This is a genomic window from Nocardiopsis sediminis, assembly GCF_042650565.1.
In the GTDB taxonomy this organism is placed as follows: Bacteria; Actinomycetota; Actinomycetes; order Streptosporangiales; family Streptosporangiaceae; genus Nocardiopsis_B; species Nocardiopsis_B sediminis.
Map to the genome: position 1 here is coordinate 132,488 of NZ_JBHSBH010000002.1, position 20,994 is coordinate 153,481.

At 73.0% G+C, this 20,994-nt stretch carries 16 protein-coding genes; 1 reads left to right on the forward strand and 15 read right to left on the reverse strand.

The window, feature by feature from the left end:
• Positions 1 to 112: 112 nt before the first annotated feature.
• The 5 genes from whiA to uvrC form a co-directional block, all read right to left on the reverse strand.
• Positions 113 to 1,093, reverse strand: coding sequence for a DNA-binding protein WhiA (whiA, locus tag ACFOVU_RS01150; RefSeq protein ID WP_378529374.1), 981 nt, complete (start codon positions 1,091 to 1,093; stop codon positions 113 to 115).
• Positions 1,094 to 1,437: 344 nt separating this feature from the next.
• Positions 1,438 to 1,815, reverse strand: coding sequence for a DUF488 domain-containing protein (locus ACFOVU_RS01155; RefSeq protein WP_378529375.1), 378 nt, complete (start codon positions 1,813 to 1,815; stop codon positions 1,438 to 1,440).
• Between the two features lie 60 nt (positions 1,816 to 1,875).
• Positions 1,876 to 2,802 carry a gluconeogenesis factor YvcK family protein gene (locus ACFOVU_RS01160; protein ID WP_378529410.1) on the reverse strand — a complete coding sequence of 309 codons (927 nt, stop codon included), beginning with the start codon at positions 2,800 to 2,802 and terminating at the stop codon, positions 1,876 to 1,878.
• A gap of 313 nt (positions 2,803 to 3,115) precedes the next feature.
• On the reverse strand, positions 3,116 to 4,024 hold the full coding sequence (gene rapZ, locus ACFOVU_RS01165; RefSeq protein WP_378529376.1) for an RNase adapter RapZ: 909 nt from the start codon (positions 4,022 to 4,024) through the stop codon (positions 3,116 to 3,118).
• Positions 4,014 to 6,113 carry an excinuclease ABC subunit UvrC gene (gene uvrC, locus ACFOVU_RS01170; protein ID WP_378529377.1) on the reverse strand — a complete coding sequence of 700 codons (2,100 nt, stop codon included), beginning with the start codon at positions 6,111 to 6,113 and terminating at the stop codon, positions 4,014 to 4,016. Before uvrC ends, rapZ begins: the two co-directional genes overlap by 11 nt.
• A 204-nt stretch (positions 6,114 to 6,317) precedes the next feature.
• Between uvrC and ACFOVU_RS01175 the strand changes: the two genes are divergently transcribed.
• Positions 6,318 to 7,607: a mechanosensitive ion channel family protein gene (locus tag ACFOVU_RS01175; RefSeq protein ID WP_378529378.1), complete on the forward strand. Its 1,290-nt coding sequence runs from the start codon at positions 6,318 to 6,320 to the stop codon at positions 7,605 to 7,607.
• A 66-nt stretch (positions 7,608 to 7,673) separates the two neighbouring features.
• Here the strand turns inward: ACFOVU_RS01175 and ACFOVU_RS01180 are convergent, their stop codons facing one another.
• The 10 genes from ACFOVU_RS01180 to steA form a co-directional block, all read right to left on the reverse strand.
• Entirely contained in the window at positions 7,674 to 8,069 is a 396-nt protein-coding gene (locus ACFOVU_RS01180) for a Rieske (2Fe-2S) protein (protein ID WP_378529379.1), read from the reverse strand.
• A 146-nt stretch (positions 8,070 to 8,215) separates the two neighbouring features.
• Positions 8,216 to 8,767, reverse strand: coding sequence for an RDD family protein (locus ACFOVU_RS01185; RefSeq protein WP_378529380.1), 552 nt, complete (start codon positions 8,765 to 8,767; stop codon positions 8,216 to 8,218).
• A 579-nt stretch (positions 8,768 to 9,346) separates the two neighbouring features.
• Complete coding sequence (locus tag ACFOVU_RS01190; RefSeq protein WP_378529381.1) at positions 9,347 to 9,922, reverse strand: RDD family protein; 576 nt, start codon at positions 9,920 to 9,922, stop codon at positions 9,347 to 9,349.
• A gap of 40 nt (positions 9,923 to 9,962) precedes the next feature.
• Entirely contained in the window at positions 9,963 to 12,797 is a 2,835-nt protein-coding gene (gene uvrA / locus ACFOVU_RS01195) for an excinuclease ABC subunit UvrA (protein WP_378529411.1), read from the reverse strand.
• A gap of 269 nt (positions 12,798 to 13,066) precedes the next feature.
• Positions 13,067 to 14,077, reverse strand: a complete 1,011-nt coding sequence (locus ACFOVU_RS01200; protein ID WP_378529382.1) for a TerC family protein — start codon at positions 14,075 to 14,077, stop codon at positions 13,067 to 13,069.
• A gap of 360 nt (positions 14,078 to 14,437) precedes the next feature.
• A complete protein-coding gene (locus ACFOVU_RS01205; protein ID WP_378529383.1) occupies positions 14,438 to 15,517 on the reverse strand; it encodes a glycosyltransferase family 4 protein in 1,080 nt (359 codons plus the stop codon).
• A 68-nt stretch (positions 15,518 to 15,585) separates the two neighbouring features.
• Complete coding sequence (gene murJ, locus ACFOVU_RS01210) at positions 15,586 to 17,220, reverse strand: murein biosynthesis integral membrane protein MurJ (RefSeq protein ID WP_378529384.1); 1,635 nt, start codon at positions 17,218 to 17,220, stop codon at positions 15,586 to 15,588.
• A 178-nt stretch (positions 17,221 to 17,398) separates the two neighbouring features.
• Entirely contained in the window at positions 17,399 to 18,376 is a 978-nt protein-coding gene (locus ACFOVU_RS01215; protein ID WP_378529385.1) for a hypothetical protein, read from the reverse strand.
• Positions 18,377 to 18,502: 126 nt separating this feature from the next.
• Positions 18,503 to 19,693 carry a copper transporter gene (locus tag ACFOVU_RS01220; protein WP_378529386.1) on the reverse strand — a complete coding sequence of 397 codons (1,191 nt, stop codon included), beginning with the start codon at positions 19,691 to 19,693 and terminating at the stop codon, positions 18,503 to 18,505.
• Positions 19,690 to 20,895: a putative cytokinetic ring protein SteA gene (steA, locus tag ACFOVU_RS01225; RefSeq protein ID WP_378529387.1), complete on the reverse strand. Its 1,206-nt coding sequence runs from the start codon at positions 20,893 to 20,895 to the stop codon at positions 19,690 to 19,692. Before steA ends, ACFOVU_RS01220 begins: the two co-directional genes overlap by 4 nt.
• Positions 20,896 to 20,994 lie beyond the last annotated feature (99 nt).

The window sequence follows — 20,994 nt, forward strand, 5'->3', positions numbered from 1 at the left end:
AGCCCGGGGAGCGGGCCCCACCGCACCGCGGCCGGGCGCGGCACCGCACCCGGCACGGCGTGAACTTCTGTCGTTAACGCCGTGTTACCGGGACGGGCGGAACGCCCGGCGGTCAGGGCACGAGCATGTCGGGGGTCAGGTTGGCGTCGGTCCCGGGAACGCCCAGGTCACAGGCGCGCTTGTCGGCCATGGCCAGCAGCCGCCGGATCCGCCCGGCGATGGCGTCCTTGGTCAGCGGGGGCGCCGAGAGCTGGCCCAGCTCCTCCAGCGACGCCTGCTTGTGGGCCAGGCGCAGCCGGCCGGCGGCCACCAGGTGGTCGGGGGCTTCTTCGCCCAGGATCTCCAGGGCCCGTTCGACGCGCGCCCCCGCCGCCACGGCCGCGCGGGCGCTGCGCCGCAGGTTGGCGTCGTCGAAGTTGGCCAGCCGGTTGGCGGTCGCCCGCACCTCGCGGCGCATCCGCCGCTCCTCCCAGGCCAGCACGCTCTGGTGGGCGCCGAGCAGGGTGAGCAGCGCGCCGATGGAGTCGCCGTCGCGCACCACGACCCGGTCGACGCCGCGGACCTCGCGGGCCTTGGCGTGCACCTTGAGCCGGCGGGCGGCTCCCACGAGCGCGAGCGCGGCCTCGGGCCCCGGGCAGGTGACCTCCAGCGACATCGAGCGCCCCGGCTCGGTCAGCGAGCCGTGCGCGATGAAGGCGCCGCGCCACGCGGATTCGGCGTCGCAGGCGCCGCCGGCGACGACGTGCCGGGGCAGGCCCCGCACGGGCCGCCCGTTGTTGTCGATCAGGCCGGTCTGGCGGGCGAGGCTCTCGCCCTCCTTGATGACCCGGACCACGTAGCGGTTGCCCTTGCGCAGGCCGCTGGGGGCCAGGACGACGACCTCGGACTCGTGGCCGAACACCTCGGAGACGTCCTTGCGCAGCCGCCGCGCGGCCGCACCGGTGTCGAGCTCGGCCTCGATCACGATGCGCCCGCTCACCAGGTGCAGGCCACCGGTGAAGCGGAGGATCGTGGAGACCTCGGCCTTCCGGCAGCATGGTTTCAGAACGGTCAATCGGCTCAACTCGTCCTTCACCACGCCGGTCATCGCCATGGATGCCGCCCTCCCCTGGAACTGGCCACCGCCGGCGGCGGTGGGTGCACGCTGTCCGTCCTCCGTCGCAGACTACTGGCCCCGTGCCGGTTACCCCACGCGCCCGGCCGCGTGTCCAATCACCCTGCTAGATCCGGCGAGTCGTGGTTTCCGGCTTCGGGTGATCTTGCTCCGGAATGCGCTGGGGGCGCCGCACGGGACGGGTGCGGGGCGCGGGCGGCGGGACGGGATCGCGGCGGGAACCGGGCGGTCCAGACGGGGAAAACGGTCGGCCGGAACCGGCGGCCGACCATGGGCGGCCGCCGACCTGGCCACCGGGCCGGGGCCGGAGACAGCGGGCGGGCTCAGCGCCGGGCGTGCTCCAAGAGGTGGTCGCGCAGGACCACGGCCTGGTTGTGCTCGGGGTCCTTGGCCCCGTACAGCAGGGTGACCGGGCCCTGCCGCACCGCCTCCAGCAGCGGATCGAGTGCCTCGGGCCGCGACTCCAGCTCCGCGACGTAGCGCCGGCGGAACTCGTCCCACTTGGCGGGGTCGTGGCCGAACCACTTGCGGAGCTCGTTGCTGGGCGCGGCCTCCTTGGGCCAGCCGTCGAGGCTCAGGGCCTCCTTGCGCACCCCGCGCGGCCACAGCCGGTCGACCAGGAACACCCGCCCACGGGGCGGGTCGTGCACGGCGTCGTGGACCCGGCACAGATCGATGCGCGGTGGCTTCTCAGCTGCCATATGCGGCCACTGCCCCGCAGGCGCCGGGCCAACCCTCCCGGTCCCGGCAGCGGGCGGGGCTCACTCGCGGAAGACCTGGTCGAACGCCGCCGCCAGGCGGTCGGGGTCGTGGCGGGGCGAGCCGTCGGGGGCGCCGACATCGGCCAGGACCAGCCGGCCGCCCAGCGCCTTGGCGGCGTCGTGGAGCGGGCCGGAGTCCTCGACGACGCCGCGGTCGGCCAGCACGACGTCGACCCCCAGGCGGGGGGCGTGGGCGGCCAGGACCTCCAGGTAGGTCTCGGGGCGGAAGCCGTCGGTCTCCCCCCGCTGCGGCGACAGGTTCAGCGCCACCATCCGGCGCGCCTTGCTCTCGACGAGCGCGTCGGCGAGGTCGGGCACCAGCAGGTGCGGGAGCACGCTGGTGAACCACGACCCGGGGCCGAACACGATCCAGTCGGCCTCGCGCACCGCCTTGACGGCCTGGGGCGAGGCCGGCGGGTTCTCGGGCACCAGGGAGATCGACCGCACCCGCCCCCGGGTGCTGGCGCAGGCGACCTGGCCGCGGACGGTGGTGATGCCGTGGGGCCGGGCGGGGTCGGCCCCCTCGACCTCGGCGACGATGTCCAGCGGCACCGACGACATCGGCAGTACCCGGCCGTGGGCGCCGAGCAGCTGGCCCACCCAGTCGAGGCCGGCCACGGAATCGCCCAGCAGCTCCCACAGGGCGACGATGAGCAGGTTGCCGACCGCGTGCCCGTGCAGCTCCCCCTCGGAGCGGAAGCGGTGCTGGACGACCTCGCTCCAGGTGTGGCCCCATTCGTCGTCGCCGCACAGCGCCGCCAGGGCCATCCGAAGGTCGCCGGGCGGCAGCACGCCGAGCTCGCGGCGGAGCCGCCCGCTGGAGCCGCCGTCGTCGGCGACGGTGACGACCGCGGTGACGTCGGTGGTCACCCGCCGCAGCGCCGAAAGCGATGCGTGCAACCCGTGCCCGCCCCCCAGGGCCACCACCCGCGGCGGCGGGGCGTCGTCGCGCCCGGGGTGCCCGTGCCCGCTGCGCCGGCGCCCGGCCGCGAAGCCGACATCGGCGGTCCGAAGGCCGTGGTCGGGGCCGGGAACCGGGGCGGGATGCGCGTCGCGCCCGCCGCCGGTGGGGTCGTCTGCCATCGGAGTCCGCTTACCTCTGGGTCGTTGTCGGATGAGCACCGCGCGGAGACCCGGGATCGGGGCAGGTGAACCGATGCGCACCACGGGTGGAATGGACCAATGCTAAGGCCCGCAGGGGCGTGCGCCGATCCTCCTCGCGGGCAACGGCCCGTCGCGGTCACTCCCGGCCGAGGTCGCGGTGGACCACGTGCACCTCAAGGCCCTGTTCACGCAGCCGCTCGCCGAACTGCTCGGCCATGGCGACACTCCGGTGTTTACCGCCTGTACACCCCACGGCAAGCGTCATGTAGTGCTTGCCTTCGCGCTGGTAGCCGGCGATGACCAGGCGCAGCACCTCGGAGTAGGAGTCGAGCATCTCCTTGGCGCCGTTCTGCGCGAGCACGTACTCCAGCACGGGGGCGTCGCGCCCGTTCATCGGGCGCAGCTCGGGGATCCAGTGCGGGTTGGGCAGGAAGCGGCAGTCCAGGACGAGGTCGGCGTCGACGGGCAGCCCGTGCTTGAACCCGAAGGAGACGATGTTGGCGCGCGGCTTGGACTCCTCGGCCTCGCCGAAGAAGCCGATGACCTTCGCCTTGAGCTGGTGCACGTTGAGCTGGGAGGTGTCGATGACGAGGTCGGCCTCGCCGCGGATGGCGCGCAGGGTCTCGCGCTCGCGCGCGATGCCGTCGGTCAGGCGGCCGTCGGCCTGGAGGGGGTGGGGGCGCCGCACGCTCTCGAAGCGCCGCACCAGGGTGTCGTCGCCGGCCTCCAGGAACACCACGCGCGCGGCGATGCCGAGCCGGCGCAGCTCCTCGACGGTCGACAGCAGGTCCTCGGTGAACGCCATGCTGCGCACGTCGACCACCGCCGCCACCCGCGGCACGGCGCCCTGGGTGCGGCCGGCGAGGTCGATCATGGTCGGCAGCAGGCCCGGCGGCAGGTTGTCGACGACGAACCAGTCCAGGTCCTCCAGTGCCCGCGCGGCGGTGCTGCGCCCGGCACCCGACATGCCCGTGACGATGACGATCTCGGGCGGGAGGCTCCCGCTGAGACTGCCGTTGCCGTTGCCGGTCTTGTCATCCCCCATGGTGTGGCTCATCCTCGTCTGCTGGGCCGCGCCCTGTGGGCGGTACGCGGCTCTCGTCGTCGTTGCCTTGGCCCGGCCGCCGCACGCCTCCCCCTGGTTCGCCGCTCAGCCGGGCGTGGATGGACTCGGCGAGCCGCGCGCCGATTCCGGGGACCTCCGCGATCTCCTCCGCCGTGGCCGCGGCGAGCCGCTTCACCGACCCGAAGTGTTTCAGCAGCGCCGTGCGGCGCGTGGGCCCCAGGCCCGGCATGTCGTCGAGCGCGCTGCCGGTGAGCGCCTTGGCGCGCTTCTGCCGGTGGTAGGTGATCGCGAACCGGTGCGCTTCGTCGCGCACGCGCTGCAACAGGTACAGGCCCTCGCCGGTCCGCGGCAGGATCACCGGATCGTCGTCGTCGGGAAGCCACACCTCTTCCAGCCGTTTGGCGAGACCGCACACGGCGATGTCGTCGATACCGAGTTCGTCCAGGGCGCGCTTGGCGGCCTGGACCTGCGGACGTCCGCCGTCCACCACCACCAGGTTAGGCGGATAGGCGAACTTGGCGGGCGCCGACGGGGATTCTTTGCCTGAGGTCACAGGCGGGCCGCCCTCGGCGCCCGGGGCGGGCAGGCCATCAGTGTCGGCATGGTCGTCGCCCATGGTGGCGACCTCGCCGTGCTTGCGGCTCTCCTCCAGGTAGCGGGTGAAGCGGCGGGTGATGACCTCGTGCATGGAGGCGACGTCGTTCTGCTCGGCGTCGCCCCGGCTGGTGCCGCGGATGCTGAAGCGCCGGTACTCGGGCTTGCGGGCCAGGCCGTCCTCGAAGACCACCATGGACGCCACCACGTGCTCGCCCATGAGGTTGGAGATGTCGAAGCACTCGATGCGCAGCGGGGCTTCGTCCAGGCCCAGGGCCTCCTGGATCTCGCCCAGGGCGCGGCTGCGCGTGGTGAGGTCGCCCGCGCGCTGGGTCTTGTGCCGGGCCAGCGCCTGGTCGGCGTTCTTGGCGACGGTTTCGAGCAGTGTCTTCTTGTCGCCCCGCTGGGGCACCCGGAGGTCGACCGCGGAGCCGCGGCGCTCGCTGAGCCAGGCGGTGACGGCGGCGCGGTCGGCGGGCTCGGCCGAGACCAGGACCTCGCGCGGGATCGCGGTGGCCTCGCCGTCGGGGGCGCCGTCGCCGTTGCCGTAGGCCTGGGCGAGGAAGCGCTCGACGAGGTGGCCGGTGCCGACGTCCTCGACCTTGTCGACGACCCAGCCCCGCTGGCCGCGGATGCGCCCCCCGCGCACGTAGAACACCTGGACGGCGGCCTCCAGCTGGTCCTCGGCGACGGCGATGACGTCGCAGTCGGTGGAGTCGCCCAGGACCACCGCCTGCTTCTCCAGGGCGGTGCGCAGGGCCTGGATGTCGTCGCGCAGGCGCGCGGCGCGCTCGTACTCCTGCTCCACGGCGGCGTCGCGCATGTCCTGCTCCAGGCGGCGGATGAACCGGCCGGTGTCGCCGGCCATGAAGGAGCAGAAGTCCTCGGCCAGCGCGCGGTGCTCGTCGGCGTCGACGCGGCCGACGCAGGGGGCGACGCACTTGCCGATGTAGCCGAGCAGGCAAGGGCGCCCCGCATTGCGGGCGCTCCGGAATACCCCCGCCGAGCAGGTGCGCACGGGGAAGACGCGCAGCAGCAGGTCGACGGTCTCGCGGATGGCCCAGGCGTGGCCGTAGGGGCCGAAGTAGCGGACGCCCTTGCGCTTGGCGCCGCGCATGACCTGGATGCGGGGGTAGTCCTCGCCCATGGTGACGGCGAGGTAGGGGTAGCTCTTGTCGTCGCGGTACTTGACGTTGAAGCGGGGGTCGTACTCCTTGATCCAGGAGTACTCCAGTTGCAGCGCCTCGACCTCGGTGCCCACGATCGTCCAGTCGACGTCGGCGGCGGTGGCGACCATGTTCTGGGTGCGCGGGTGCAGGCCGGCGAAGTCCTGGAAGTAGGTCGACAGGCGCGCACGCAGGTTCTTCGCCTTGCCCACGTAGATGACCCGGCCGTGCTCGTCTCTGAAGCGGTAGACCCCGGGGGTGGTCGGGATGGAGCCGGGACGGGGTCGCAACTGGGGTTGGGCTGGCATGCCTCCATTGTGGTAGGCGGCGCGGACATCGGCCACTCGCCGTCACCGCGGCGGCGCCCCGGACCGGCGGCTATGGAGGGAAAGGCAGGTCAGCGGGGTCGCGGACAGTGGGTGCGTCCGGGAAGATGTCACGATTCGGTATCCACATGCCCTAGGTTGGGCGGGTACGAACGGAATTTTCACTAGCTCACGAGGAGTCCATCCGTGGATGTCGTCCAGTGGATCACGATCGGCGTCGCCGTCGCGGTCTCCGTGCTCGTTGTCACGGTCGCGCACTGGTTGCTCACCCACCAGCTCGGCCGGGTCTGGTCCTTGGCCGGGCCGCTCGTCGCGCGCTGCCGGGGCTCGGCCTACGCCGCGGCGGCCGTCATCGGCATCAACGTCTCGCTGCCCGCCCGCGGTGAACTGGCCGACCGGTCCCTGTTCCCGCTGATCCAGCACGGGATGTCGATCCTGCTGATCGGCGCGCTGACCTGGCTGGCGCTGACGGTGGCCTACGCGGTGACCGACACCGTCCTGGTCAAGCTCGCCGAGCGCAACGCCGACGACGACCGGCGCTCCCGCCGCTTGCAGACCCAGGTGCGGCTGCTGCGCCGGGTGACCGCGAGCATCATCGGGTTCCTCGCGGTGGCGGCCATCCTGTTCACCTTCCCCGCGGTGCAGGGGCTGGGCGCCGGGCTGCTGGCATCGGCCGGCCTGCTGTCGGTGGTGGCCGGCGTGGCGGCGCAGTCGACCCTGGGCAACGTCTTCGCGGGGTTGCAGCTGGCGTTCAGCGATGCGCTGCGGATCAACGACATCGTGGTGTTCCAGGGCGAGTGGGGGCGCGTCGAGGAGCTGAGCCTGACCAACGTGACCCTGCGGATGTGGGACGAGCGGCGCCTGGTGGTACCGGTCTCGCACTTCACCACCAACCCGTTCGAGAACTGGACCAAGCAGGGCGCGTCGATCACCGGCTGGGTGATGCTCCAGGTCGACTGGTCGGTGCCGATCGACAAGGTCCGCGAAGAGGTGGGCGCCTTCGTCACCGAGCACCCGCTGTGGGACGGGCGGCGCTGGTCGCTCCAGGCCACCGACATCCTCGACGGCGGGGTGGTGCAGCTGCGCGCGGTGGCGACGACGGCCGACTCCGACGCCCGCTGGGACCTCGCCTGCGACCTGCGCGAGCACCTCATCGGGTTCATCAACGCGAACTACCCGGAGGCGCTGCCGCGGGGGCGGACCGAGTTCATCGTCGCCGGCGAGGACGAGTACGCGACCGCATTCCCGCAGTCGGCGTTCCGCCGGGGCCGCCCATCGGGCGGCGAGGCGGGCTCCGCGGGCGGGGCGGGTTCCCCGGGTGGCGCGGGCTCCCCCGGGCCGGACGGATCGGTCGGGGTGGCCGGCTCCCGGGGCGCAGAGAGCGGATCTTCCAAGGCCGACGGGTCTGAGGACAACGGCAGCCGCGGTGACGGCGACGGAGATGGCGACGGCTCCGGAAGCGGCGACGGCGAGTAGGGCCGGGGCGGTGCGCGAAGCGGGAGCGGGCGCCCCGACCGTGCCGAGGGTGGGCGGGGTCCGGTGTCACTCCAGGGTGATGTCGGTCCCCGCCACCGAGATGGTCAGCTCCTCCAAGGGCTCCTGAGCGGGCCCGGCCAGGACGGCCCCGGTCGCGATGTCGAACTCACTGCCGTGACACAGGCAGTGGATGTTCTCCTCGACCTCCTGGATCGTGCACCCGACATGCGGGCACACGGCGTTGAACGCCTTGTACTCCCCCTCGGTGGGCTGGGTGATGACGAGCTTCCCTTCGATGATGATGGCGCCGCCGCCTTCGGGGATGTCGGTGGTCTGCGCCACCACCGTGCCCCGGAGGGCATCCTGCGGCTGGGGCTTGTTCTCCTCAGCCCCACAGGCGGCGGCCCCCACGACGGCGGCCCCCGCCGCCCCGGCAGCCCCGAGCAGCCGCCGCCGGCTCATCCCACACGCCCCCGCACACATCGCGCGATCCCCTTCGGTCCGACCGTTACTACTACACAGTGTAGTACCGGTCTGGAGGCGGCTCACCGGGGCCTGAAGGACGACGATGGCCCCAGCGCGATGCCGGGGCCATCGGTGTGTCCGGGTCAGCCGGCTCGGACCACCATCGTGCGGGCGACCTTGTCGTGGAGGCCCTGGCATCGTGGGCCGTCCCATAGGGGCCACAGGGCCACTGCCAGCAGCGCGAACGGGCCCAGGAAGATCACCGCCACCCAGCCCAGCGCCATGGTGAGGCTGCCGATGTTGAGGACCGCCGAGCGCGCGATGATCGAGGAGACCGGGATGGGTCCCGGTCGTCCTCCGGAGTCGGCAGGGGCGACCTCCAGCTTCATGAGGCTCTTGCCGAACGTGCGGCGCCTGCCCTTCACCAGCACCGTGTCGTAGATGGTGAGGATGAGGAAGTTGACCACACTGAAGATGATCACGAAGTTGCGCCAGATGACGGAGCCGTCGCGCAGGCCGTCGAGCGCCTGGCCGCCGATCCAGACCAACGCGATGATCAGCGCAACGATGGACGCGGGCACCAGCACGATCACCCAGTCGATGATCCGGGCGGCCGCCCGGGCCCCCCAGGGGGCCACCGGGCGCTCCGGCTCGACCCCACTGGCGGGCGGGGGCGGCACCGGGACGGGCGCCATGGGCTCGGCGCTCCGGTACGGCGCCGGTGCGGCGTCACGGTAGGCGGGAGGGGGCGGGGCGGCCGCGTGCCCGCCCGGAGGGCGGTAGGGCGGGGGTGCGGGTGTACCGGGATCATCTGCGCCACGGTAAGGCGGCGGCGCAGGCGTGACCGGTTCATCGGCACGGTAGGGCGGCGGTGCCGGCGTGGCGGGATCGTTCGGCCCACGGTAGGGCGGCGGCGGTTCGGGGGCGGAGTTCCTGTACGGCGGAGGATCGGCGCTCCCGTCCGGGGTCGCGTCGGCGCCCCTGTACGGTGCCGGGCCGGGGTCGCGGTAGGTCGGCAACGGGCCTGCGGGGTCGTCCGGGCCGCGGTAGGGCGGTGGTGAGCCGCCGGCCCACCCGCCCTGGTCGTGGCGTGCGGGCTGCTGCGGAACACCCGCCCCGTCGTTCCAGGGCGGCGGGTGGCTCATCGGAAGCGATACCTCCTCGGGGGCACGGCGGAAGGCTCGGCGCCTGAGCGGCGTGCCGGATGCGTCAGGCGGGGCGGACGGAGCTCCGCCGGCCCGGCCGGGCCGGGGCGGCGGGCCCGACGACGATGCCTATGACGATACCGATCCCGCCGGCTCGCCGACCACCGCCGTATCGCCGACCCTGTCGTGGATCCCGCGCCGCTGCGGCGAGGTGAAGACCGACACGACGGCGTAGGCCGACACCATGAGCGCGATCATCCCGAGCACGGGCACGAAGTTGAACAGCACCGACGCATACAGCACCGCCGAGCGCTTGAACACCGCCACGGGCACCGGCGGCTCACCCGGTCCGGGCGCCGGCTCCTCGGGCGCGGCGCCGCCGGTTCCGGCGCCCGCTGCGGCCCACGAACGGGCCTCGGGGGCCGGGGCGGTCGCGATCCGCACCCGGCACACCCACTTGCCGATGGTGCCCCCGTACAGGGCGGTGAAGACGACCTCGTAGCCGGTGTAGAGCGCGAACAGGCTGAGCGACAGCACCACCGCGGGCAGCGGCTGGATGCCCGAGGGATCGGCGCCCCCGGGCAGGGTGCGCACCGCCAGCGAGGTGACGGCCAGCCCGGCCGCGCCGGTGATGAGCAGGTCGATGAGCCGGGCCGCGATCCGCCGGCCGAGTGCGGCAGGGGGCGAGCCGGGGGGAACGCTCATCAGATCTCCTTGAACGGGGGCGCTGAGGGCGCTGACGATGCTAGACGATCTTGGCGAGGAACTGCCCGGTGTAGGACTCCGCGACGGCCGCGATCTCCTCGGGGGTTCCGGTGGCCAGCACCGTACCGCCCCGCGCACCGCCCTCGGGTCCCATGTCGATGACGTGGTCGGCCGTCTTGATGACGTCGAGGTTGTGCTCGATGACGATCACGGTGTTGCCGGAGTCGGCCAGCCGGTTCAGCACGCCCAGCAGCTTACGGATGTCCTCGAAGTGCAGTCCCGTGGTGGGCTCGTCGAGCACGTAGACGGTGCGCCCGCTGGAGCGTCGCTGGAGCTCGGCGGCGAGCTTGACCCGCTGCGCCTCGCCGCCCGACAGGGTGGTGGCGGGCTGGCCCAGCCGGACGTAGCCCAGGCCGACGTCGTTGAGGGTCTGCATGTGCCGGCGGATCCCCGAGATCGGCTCGAAGAACTCCACCGCCTCCTCGATCGGCATGTCGAGCACGTCGGCGATGGTCTTGCCCTTGTAGTGCACGTCCAGGGTCTCGCGGTTGTAGCGGGCGCCGTGGCAGATCTCGCAGGGCACGTAGACGTCGGGCAGGAACTGCATCTCGATCTTGATGGTGCCGTCGCCGGCGCACGCCTCGCACCGGCCGCCCTTGATGTTGAACGAGAACCGCCCCGGCTGGTAGCCGCGCACCTTCGCCTCGGCGGTCTGGGCGAACAGCTTGCGGATGTGGTCGAACACCCCGGAGTAGGTGGCCGGGTTGGACCGCGGGGTGCGCCCGATGGGGCTCTGGTCGACGTGGACGACCTTGTCGACCTGGTTGAGCCCGTTGACCCGGGTGTGGCGGCCGGGCACCGAGCGCGCGCCGTTCAGCTCCTTGGCGAGCACCTTGTACAGGATCTCGTTGACCAGCGTGGACTTGCCCGACCCCGACACCCCGGTGACGGCGGTGAACACGCCCAGCGGGAACGCGACGTCGACGTCGTGCAGGTTGTTCTCGCGCGCGCCCTTGACCACGAGTTCGCGCCCCTTGACGCGGGGCCGCCGGTTGGCCGGGACCTCGATGCGGCGCCGCCCGGTGAGGTAGTCGCCGGTGGAGGATTCCGTGCTGTTCAGCAGGTCCTCGACGGTGCCGGAGACCACGACGTCGCCGCCGTGCTCGCCGGCCCCGGGGCCGATGTCGACCACCCAGTCGGCCGCGCGGATGGTGTCCTCGTCGTGCTCGACGACGATGAGCGTGTTGCCGATGTCGCGCAGCCGCTGGAGGGTTTCGAGCAGCCGGATGTTGTCGCGCTGGTGCAGCCCGATGGAGGGCTCGTCGAGCACGTAGAGCACGCCGACCAGCCCGGAGCCGATCTGGGTGGCCAGGCGGATGCGCTGGGCCTCGCCGCCCGACAGCGAGGCGGCGGCGCGCTCCAGGCTGAGGTAGTCCAGGCCGACGTCCAGCAGGAACCCGAGCCGGGCGTTGATCTCCTTGAGGACCTGGCCGGCGATCACCTGGTCGCGATCGCTGAGGGTGAGGCCGCGCAGGAACTCCGCCGCCTCGTTCAGCGCCATGGAGCTGACCGCGGAGATGGAGGCGCCGCCCACGGTCACGGCGAGGATGACGGGCTTGAGCCGCTTGCCCTCGCAGACGGGGCAGGGGACCGTGCGCATGTAGCCCTCGAGGCGCTCGCGCCCGGAGTCGCTCTCGCTTTCGGAGTGGCGGCGCTTGAGCCAGGGGATGACGCCTTCGAAGTTGGTGTAGTAGGAGCGGGTGCGCCCGTAGCGGTTGCGGTAGCGCACGTGCACCTGGGTGTCGTGGCCGTCCAGCAGGGCCTTGCGCCCGGCCTTGGGCAGCTTCTCCCACGGGGTGTCGAGGTCGAACCCGATGGCGTCGCCGACCGCCTCCATCAGCCGCCCGAAGTATTCGGTGGCGTGCCCGCCCGACCAGGGCGAGATGGCGCCCTCGTTGAGGGTCTTGGCGGGGTCGGGGACCAGGAGCTCGGGGTCGACCTCCATGCGCGTGCCCAGCCCGGCGCAGTCGGGGCAGGCGCCGTAGGGCGAGTTGAAGGAGAAGGAGCGGGGCTCCAGCTCCTCGAAGGAGAGGTCGTCGTAGGGGCAGTACAGGTGCTCGGAGAACACTTTCTCGCGCCCCGGGTCGCCCTCGGGGGTGTCGACGAAGTCGAGCACGATGGTGCCGGCGGCCAGCTGGAGCGCGGTCTCGACGGAGTCGGTGAGCCGCTGCTTGGCGGACTCCTTGACCGCGAGCCGGTCGACGACGACCGCGATGTCGTGCTTCTCCTGCTTCTTGAGCGTGGGGGGCTCGTCGAGGCGGATTGCGGCGCCGTCGACGACCGCGCGGGTGAAGCCCTTGGTCTGGAGGTCCTTGAACAGCTCGGCGTACTCGCCCTTGCGGCCGCGCACGACCGGCGCGAGCACCTGGAAGCGGGTGGCCTCGGGCAGCTCCAGGACGCGGTCGACGATCTGCTGCGGGGTCTGGCGGGCGATCTCGCGCCCGCAGTCGGGGCAGTGGGGGATGCCGATGCGCGCCCACAGCAGCCGCAGGTAGTCGTAGACCTCGGTGATGGTGCCGACCGTGGAGCGGGGGTTGCGGTTGGTCGACTTCTGGTCGATGGAGACCGCGGGCGACAGGCCCTCGATGAAGTCGACGTCGGGCTTGTCCATCTGGCCCAGGAATTGGCGGGCGTAGGCCGACAGCGACTCGACGTAGCGGCGCTGGCCCTCGGCGAAGATGGTGTCGAAGGCGAGCGAGGACTTGCCCGACCCCGACAGCCCCGTGAAGACGATCATGGCGTCGCGCGGGAGGTCCAGCGAGACGTCCTTGAGGTTGTGTTCCCGGGCGCCCCGGATCACCAGCTCCTCGGCCATGTGCTTGATCAGCCCTTTCGGCATCGGCTCGCGTGTCGGGGGCGCGCAGGCCCCCAGCAGGCCCCAATGAGGTGCACGCCACGCGGGATGGGTCGCGGGAGGAGGTGCGGCGCGGAGCGCGCGCCATCCGTCGTTGGTCCCCAGACCTCTAACTTAACGATTTCGGGGGGCGGAAACTTCCACACGGGAAACGCCCGATGCCCGCCGGTTCCCCGGCGGGCATCACCACTATAGACGACGTCAGGCGAACAGTCGTTCGAACTTTCCCATCATTCTCCGCCGATGCTGCGCGGGCCCGATCCCGCCCGCTCCCCCGCTGACGGGGTCTTGCGGAGCAGGCTGGCGACGACGGTCACGGTCATCACGCCGAGGATCACGGTCAGCGAGAGGCCGGTGCTGATCTCGGGCACGTGGACGCCGTTCTCGTGCAGCGCGTGCAGGATCATCTTGACGCCGATGAACACCATGATCCCGGCCAGGCCCCAGCTGATGTAGGTGAGCCGGTCCATGAGCCCGGCCAGCAGGAAGTAGAGCTGGCGCAGGCCCAGCAGGGCGAACGCGTTGGCGGTGAAGACGATGTAGGCGTCCTGGGTGAGGCCGAAGATGGCCGGGATGGAGTCGACCGCGAAGACGAGGTCGGTGACGCCGATGGCCACGATCACCATGAGCATCGGGGTGACGTAGCGGCGCCCGTCCTTCTTCACGGTGAGTTTGGCGCCGTGGTAGTCGTCGGTCACCGGCCACACCTGGCGCACCATGCGCACGGCGAAGCTCTGGGTGAAGTCCTGTTCCTCTTCGTCCTTCTTGACGTGGTCGCGGACGATCTTGACGGCGGTGTAGATGAGGAACGCGCCGAAGAGGTAGAACACCTCGCTCCAGGCGTTGATCGCCTGGGCGCCGATCGCGATGAAGATACCGCGCATGATCAGCGCGATGACGATGCCGATCAGGAGCACTTCGTGCTGGTAGCGCTTGGGCACCGCGAAGCTGCCCATGATCAGGTAGAAGACGAAGAGGTTGTCGACGCTGAGGCTCTTCTCGGTCACGAAGCCCGCGAAGTACTCGCCGGCGATCGTGGCGCCGCCGTAGTACCAGACGCCGAACCCGAAGAGGATGGCGATGCCGATGTAGAAGGTGGCCCACCAGGCCGCCTGCTTCATCCCGAATTCCTTCGGGCCGCTCTTCTTGCTCCACGGGTGGTCGACGATCGCGAGGTCGACGGCGAGGATCACCACCATCGCGCCGATGGTGGCAAGCCACACCCACATGGGGACATCCATAGGAAAACTCCTCCGGTACGGACCGCCCGATCCGATTCGGGCATGTTCGGCTACCGGAGGTCTCTCCCGTCCCCGGGGCGGCCGCGTGCGCGGGCCACCGCGTGGACCGGCGGTACCGGGTGCGCTTCGTTGCGCTCCGTGATGACGACACCGCCGCGAAAGGGATACTCCCCTCACGTGATCCAAGGTGCGAACGTGCAGGAACCCCCGCGCGTTCCCGGATCACCTTCATGATGCCATCGATCGCTCGCCGTGAACACCACGGGCAGGCATGTTCCGTGCCATGTCAGGGCGTGACCGGATGTGCCGGGGGCGGCCCGCAGGGGGCGGGGTTGCGGGCCGTTCGGAAGTCGTCGCCGGTCACGGCGCTACGAGCCGGTCGTAGAGGCCGGTGACCTGGTCGAGCGCATCCTCCTCGGTGGGCAAGCTCACAGCCGCGCGCTGCGAGGCGCGGCGCATGAGCCCGGCCAGGGCGGCGTCGTCGAGCACGTCGCCGACGGCCCGGGCCAGGGCGCGCGCGTCGCCGGGCGGCACCAGGCGCGCGGTGTCGCCGTAGAGATCGGGGATCCCGCCGACCCGGGTGGCGACCACCGGCAGCCCGGCGCGCAGCGCCTCCATGATGACCAGGGACGGGCCCTCCCAGAAGCTGGGCAGGACGAACAGGTCGGCGGCGGCGAGCAGGTCGGCGATGTCGGTGCGGTGGCCCAGGAGGTGCACGGGCAGGTCCTCGGCCGCGGCGCGGGCCGCCAGGGCGCCGTGCAGCGGGCCGTCCCCGGCGACGGCGATGACCGGCCGCGGGGTGCGGCCGGCGATCGCGGGGGCGGCGTCCAGCAGGACCCCCAGGCCCTTCTGCGCGGCGAGGCGGGCGACCACCAGCAGCAGCGGGCGGTCCTCGGGGATTCCCAGGTCGGCGCGGACCTCTTCGCGGGTGCGGCGGGGCGGGTCCTTGGGCGGCGCCGCCACCACGGCGAGGGCGGTCCGGCGGGCGCCCAGGCCGCGCATGCGCCGCACGAGATCGCCGGAGACCCCGAGGACCGCGTCGGCCCGCCGCGCCACCACGCGCTCCAGAACGGGGTACACGAGCCGGCGCGGCCCGGTGACGACGGGCGCGGCGTTGTGCAGCGTCACCGCCAGCGGCGGCCCGGGGGACAGGGCGCACAGCGCTCCGGCGCGGATGCCGTGAGCGTGTACGACATCGGCGCCGGCCAGGCGCACGCCCAGGCGGGCGGCTGCCACGGCGTCGCGGCCGGGGTGCGGGGTGGCCCCGATCTCGATGGGGACGAACGCGGCGCCGGTCGCGGCGAACCCGAAGCGGTCATCGGTCGCCGCCGGCCCCACCACCGCCACCTGGTGCCCGCGCCCGATGAGCCCTCCGGCCAGGGAGTGCACGTGCCGGCCCGCTCCCCCGCTGCTGACCCCGATGACCAGCCCGATCCGCATCCGCCGTCCCCTTCCCGTTGTTCCGTCCGGCTCCGACGCCGTTGTCGTCCGGGCCGCCCCAGGCCGGTTCACGCCTCATCCGTGCCCCGCCCCTCCGCATCGGCACCGATGCGGCTCCGGGAGATGCCCGCGCGCACCGCCCGTGCGTCGATCAGCAGCGCCACGGCGCCGAAAGCCGCGGCGGCGGTGCCCCCCGCGGCCAGCGCGGCGCCCGCGTTGGGCCACACGCCGTGCACGTCGAGCACCGACGCCGCCCACCGGCCCGCCGCGTACCCCGCTGCGGTGCCCGCCAGCGTGGCCAGGACCGCGCGCCCCACTCCGGCGAACGCCCCGCGCCCGTGCACCGCCACCACCGTCGCGGCCAGCAGCGCCGCCCCCAGGCTCAGGCCGATCGACGCGGCGCCGCCCAGCGCCGCCACGGCCCAGTCCTCGGGCAGCGCGCGGACCAGGGCGACGCTGCCGGCCATGACGGCCGCCCAGCCGACGACCTGCGCCAGCGCCGCCCCGCGCCCGCGGTGCGAGGCGTACAGGGCCCGGCTGAGCAGCGCGACCAGGCCGAACCCCACGATGCCGGGGGCATAGGCGAGCAGCGCCCGCGCGAGCGGGACCGGGTCGTCGGCGGCGAACACCTCCGCAACGGGCCGCGCCGCTGCGGCCAGCGCGGTCGCCAGCCCGGCGGTGATGACGACGACCGCGCGGGTGCTGACGGCGAGCACCGCGTCGAACCCCGGTCGGTCCTGCTCGCCGTGGCGCACCGAAAGGGTCGTGAAGGCGCTGGTGGCGATGGGGACGGCGACGACGCCGTAGGGCAGGGTGAACAGGGTCCAGGCGTAGTTGTAGAGGACCGCCGCCCCGGTGCCGCCGCCGCGGTTGGCGAGCGCGAGGGCGAGCAGCAGGGTGAGCTGCATGGCGATCAGCGGGAGCACGGCCGCCGACGCCAGGGAGCGCACGCGCCGCCCGGTGTCGCCGGGGAAGGTCAGGCGGGGGCGCACCCCCAGGCGCAGCCGCAGGAACGGCGGCAGCGCCGTGAGGAAGAGGGCGACCACCCCTGCGGTCGTGCCCAGCGAGAGGGTGAGTTCGGCGGCGAGGGGCAGCCGGGAGAGGTCGTCGCGGTGGCCCGCGCCCAGGGGGACGAAGGCGATGTAGGCGGCGATCACCACGAGGCTGGAGACCAGCGGGGCGAGAGCGGGGGCGAGGAAGCGGCGGTGCGCCTGGAGGATGCCGTAGAGCACGGCGGCGAGCCCGTAGAAGAGGATCTGGGGGGCGAAGACCAGGAGGAAGCGCATCGACAGCGCGAGCAGGTCCGCGGCGCCGCAGCCCGCCGCCCCGCCGAGCATCAGCACCATGGCCGGGATCGCGACCGCGCACAGCAGCAGGCTCAGCGGCACGGCGATGAGGACCACCCAGGTGACCAGCGCCGACGCGGTCTCGCGCACGTGGTCGCGGTCGTCCCGTGCGGCGGCGGCCGCCAGCACGGGCACGACCATGCCCGACAGGGCACCCCCGATGACGATCTCGAACAGCACCGTGGGCACCTGGTTGGCCGTGACATAGGCGGTTCCCAGGCAGGTGTCGCCGACGGTCTGGGAGAAGACCAGCGTCCGCGTGAACCCCGCGACCCGCGCGAGCCCGGTCGCAACAGCGATCAGCGCCGCCGCCCCGGCCACCCCCGCACCCAGCCGCCGGATCCGATCGGGTGTCACCTCGGCTGCGCTCCTCGGTCAAAGCGGGCCCGTCGCGGGCGCGAGTCGGGGGTCGGACGGGAGGGACGCGTCTGGGGAATCGGTCCGGTCCGAGGCCTTTTCGGGGGCTCGACGCGTCATCGAGGGTTCTCGGACCCGGGGGCGCGGGATGGGGTGGGACCGGTCCGATCGGGCACCTTCATGCGCAGGCGGCCGCCGCTGCCGGGATCGCGGGCGGGGCGGCCGGCCTCGGGGGGAGGGGTTCGCCGACGGGGACCGGGCCGGGGGCGGGGGACGTGCGGCGGCCGAGGCCGTCGAGACGGCGCAGGGGCGGGACCTCGGTGATGATGCGGCTGAAGCTGACGAACTCGCTGGCCAGGGTCAGGCCGACGACGCCCCCGAGCAGGGCCGTGCGCGTCCGGCGCGGCAGCGAGACGGCGGCGGCCACTCCGAGGGCCGCGCCCAGCGCGTTGGCGCCGGCGTCGCCCAGCATCGCCCGTTCGGCGAGGTCCTCCGGAAGCACCGCGGCCGCGGCCCCCAGGGCCGCCCCCGCGATACCCGCTGCGGGCCCGGTGAGGGCCGGGGCGCCCGCGGCGAGGCCGACCTTGATCGCCCGGCCGGGCCGCAGGTCGAAGAGGTTGAGCAGGTTCGCGGTACCGGCGATCATCGCCCCGTTGATGAGGACGTCGAGCGGACGGCCCCGGGCGACGGTGGCGGCGGCCAGTCCGGTCGCGCCGATCCCGGCGATCTTGATCGCGCCGGTGGTGACCTCGCCGCGGGCGAGCGCCCCGAGGTGGCCGCGGAACCCCCGGGAGCGCGTGGAGCCGGAGACGTCGTCATAGGCGCCGAACACGGCGGAGCCGGCCGCGGCGACCACGGCGGCCGCACGCCACGGCCGCGGGACCCCGGGCGCCAGCGCGGTCCCCGCGCAGATGCCCGCGGCCAGGGCAGGGCCCTCGACCAGGGTGACGTCGTGCCCGCGGAAGTTGGTGCGCGTCCACACGTCGCGGGCGTGCTCGGCGACGCGGAACACGTCGTCGACGGTGCCCTGGCCCGGATGCCCGGCCAGCACCGTGTAGGCGGCACGCGCCCCGCAGGCACCGAACGCGGCAGCGGCGCCACCCGCACACACCGACCGCAGCCGCCGGGCCGCCGCCGTGAGACAGGGGATGGGCATCGTGGATGTGCTCTCTGTTCTCGGGTTCGTGGACGTCGGTCGAGGGCGGCCGGGCGGTCATGGCCCAGGACGGCCATGCGGGCCCGGAACGGCCGTCCGGGCCCGGCATGGCCGTGCGGTCACGGGTCAGGCCGACTCAGGGTCGGCGCGGCTCTCCTCGCCGTCGCGGCCGGCGCGCTCGGCGCGGGCCGACGGGTTGGCAGGCGGGCTCTTGCGGTCCTGGGAGTCCTGGTCCGCGTCGCGCGCGCCGGGGTCGGGCAGGAACCCGTCGACGCCTTCGCCGATCCCGTAGTGCCCGCTGCGGCCCTCGGCCGCGGCGGCGATGGCGAGTGCGGTCGCGACGTTGCCCGCGGCGCGCCCGGCGGTGTCGACGGTGGAGAAGGACGGCTCCTCGGCGCGCGCCTGGGCGATGAGCCCCCCGGGCCCGATCGAGGTGTGCCCGCCCACCAGCACCGCGCCCTCGGCGCCGCCCGCGAGGGCGCCGGCCAGGGCGAGCATCGCGTCGTTGCCCGGCGGCAGGGCGTCCTGCTGCGGGGCGGCCCCCTCCTCGGCGGTCGCGAACGCCTTGGCGGGCGCCAGCACGATGCCGATGTCGGCCCTCTCGGCGGGCTTGCCCTGCACGCTGAGCAGCCCGGCCCCCGCGAACCCCGACAGCACCGCCTCGGCGTCGAAGCCGCCGCCCGCGGCGGCGCCGGAGCCGGCCGGGTCCTCCTCGTCCTCGACAGCGGAGGCCCCGCCGCCGGGCGGGTCCTCGGCGTCGGCGTCCTCGCCCGTCTCGGGGCTCTGCGACGCCTCGGGGTCGTCGCCGGCCTCGTCGCGGTCCGGGCGGAGCACGGCGCGGGCCAGCTCGGCCCCGGCGCGCGCGTGTGCGCTGCCGCGGGGCAGCTCGAAGCCGCCCGCGAGCTGGCCGGTCAGCTCATTGACGAACGTCGCCTGGCCGGGGTCGAGGTACTTGTCGGTGAACACCAGCCGGCCGGGGACGCTGCCGCCGGCCTGCTCGATGCGCTCGACGACGCCGGTGCGCAGCTCCTCGTCGACCCCGGGCGACTCCAGGACGACGACCTTGCGGCCGGCGAGCCGGTCGCCGAGCATGTCGTCGGCGTAGGCGGCGGCGAGGTGGTCGCCGCCCAGGCTGTACCTGTCGGTGACGTCCTTCTCGGCCCGCAGGTCTTCACTCTGCGAGCGCAGGTCGGAGGTCTCCGACTGGAGCGTGTTGAGCAGCGGGTCCTGGAGCATGGTCGTGCCCAGGACGATGCCGACGGTGAGCGCGAGGAAGACCGCGACGATGGAGACCAGGTGATAACGGAAGTCGATCACGTGAACAGCCCCGTGAGCCAGTAGAGGAACGCGTCCCAGCGCGCGGCGAGGAAGGTCGCATAGACCTGCCCCGCCGGTGAGCTGTAGGCGGCGACCAGGATGGTGAGCAAGGATGCCGCGGCCAGCGCGAGGAGCGTCCACGGCGAGATACGGCTTCGGTACAGGCGGCTGACGCCCTTGGCGTCGACCAGCTTGCCGCCGACCCGCAGCCGGGTCAGGAAGGTGCTGGCCATGCCGGCGCGGCCCTTGTCGAGGAATTCCTCCAGCGTGGCGTGGGTGCCCACGGCCACGATGAGCACCGCCCCGGAGTCGTCGGCCAGCATCATGGCGACGTCCTCGCTGGTCCCCGTGGCGGGGAAGATGACCGCGTCGTGGCCGAGGTCGTGCACCCGCTTGAGCCCCGGTGCGCGGCCGTCGCGGTAGGCGTGCACGACGAGTTCGGCGCCGCAGGTGAGCGCCTGGTCGGAGACGGAGTCGAAGTCGCCCACGATGATGTCGGGGCGGTAGCCGGCCTCCAGCAGCGCGTCGGCCCCGCCGTCCACGCCGATCTTGACGGGCCGGTACTCGCGGATGTAGGAGCGCAGCGTCGCGATGTCCTCGCGGTAGTGGTAGCCGCGGACCACGATCAGCGCGTGCCGGCCCTCGATCTTGGTCGCGATGTCGGGGACCCCGACGCCGTCGAACAGCAGGTCCCTCTCCCGCTTGAGGTACTCCATGGTGTTGGCGGCGAACGCCTCCAGCTGGACCGACAGCCCCGCGCGCGCCTCCACCATGGCGGCCTCGATGGACTCGGTGTCCTGCGGGGCGCCCTTGGCCACGATCTCGTCGCCGCGGTAGAGGGTGTTGCCCTCCAGGCGGACGAGCTCGCCGTCGTGGATCCGGGTGAAGACCTCGGGGTCGACGTCGTCGAGGAGCGGGATGCCGGCCTCGACGAGGAGCTGGGGGCCGAGATTGGGATACCGGCCGCTGATGCTGGTCGCAACGTTGAGGACCGCGGACACACCACAGTTCACCAGGGCTTCGGCGCTGACGCGGTCGAGGTCGACGTGGTCGATGATCGCGATGTCGCCGGGCTTGAGCCGCTTGGTGAGGTTCTTGGTCCGACGGTCCGATCGGGCCGGTGCGATGATGCCGATGGATCCGCCGGGTCTGATGCGGCGGATTCTGGTGAGGCGGGCGCCGAGCGCCGTCGGGACCTTCATTGCTCGGATGTTGCCAGAGGTCGCGGCGCTACTCCCCTACCTGCACTACCCGGCGTGTTCGTCCGGTGACGGATAATTCCGGCATCGGGGAACGGGGGT

Bases quoted from the DNA above. Each gene is read 5' to 3' on its own strand.
- whiA (WP_378529374.1), bottom strand. From the start codon at position 1,093: ATGGCGATGACCGGCGTGGTGAAGGACGAGTTGAGCCGATTGACCGTT.
- ACFOVU_RS01155 (WP_378529375.1), bottom strand. From the start codon at position 1,815: ATGGCAGCTGAGAAGCCACCGCGCATCGATCTGTGCCGGGTCCACGAC.
- rapZ (WP_378529376.1), bottom strand. From the start codon at position 4,024: ATGGGGGATGACAAGACCGGCAACGGCAACGGCAGTCTCAGCGGGAGC.
- uvrC (WP_378529377.1), bottom strand. From the start codon at position 6,113: ATGCCAGCCCAACCCCAGTTGCGACCCCGTCCCGGCTCCATCCCGACC.
- ACFOVU_RS01180 (WP_378529379.1), bottom strand. From the start codon at position 8,069: ATGAGCCGGCGGCGGCTGCTCGGGGCTGCCGGGGCGGCGGGGGCCGCC.
- ACFOVU_RS01185 (WP_378529380.1), bottom strand. From the start codon at position 8,767: ATGGCGCCCGTCCCGGTGCCGCCCCCGCCCGCCAGTGGGGTCGAGCCG.
- ACFOVU_RS01190 (WP_378529381.1), bottom strand. From the start codon at position 9,922: ATGAGCGTTCCCCCCGGCTCGCCCCCTGCCGCACTCGGCCGGCGGATC.
- uvrA (WP_378529411.1), bottom strand. From the start codon at position 12,797: ATGGCCGAGGAGCTGGTGATCCGGGGCGCCCGGGAACACAACCTCAAG.
- ACFOVU_RS01200 (WP_378529382.1), bottom strand. From the start codon at position 14,077: ATGGATGTCCCCATGTGGGTGTGGCTTGCCACCATCGGCGCGATGGTG.
- ACFOVU_RS01205 (WP_378529383.1), bottom strand. From the start codon at position 15,517: ATGCGGATCGGGCTGGTCATCGGGGTCAGCAGCGGGGGAGCGGGCCGG.
- ACFOVU_RS01215 (WP_378529385.1), bottom strand. From the start codon at position 18,376: ATGCCCATCCCCTGTCTCACGGCGGCGGCCCGGCGGCTGCGGTCGGTG.
- steA (WP_378529387.1), bottom strand. From the start codon at position 20,895: ATGAAGGTCCCGACGGCGCTCGGCGCCCGCCTCACCAGAATCCGCCGC.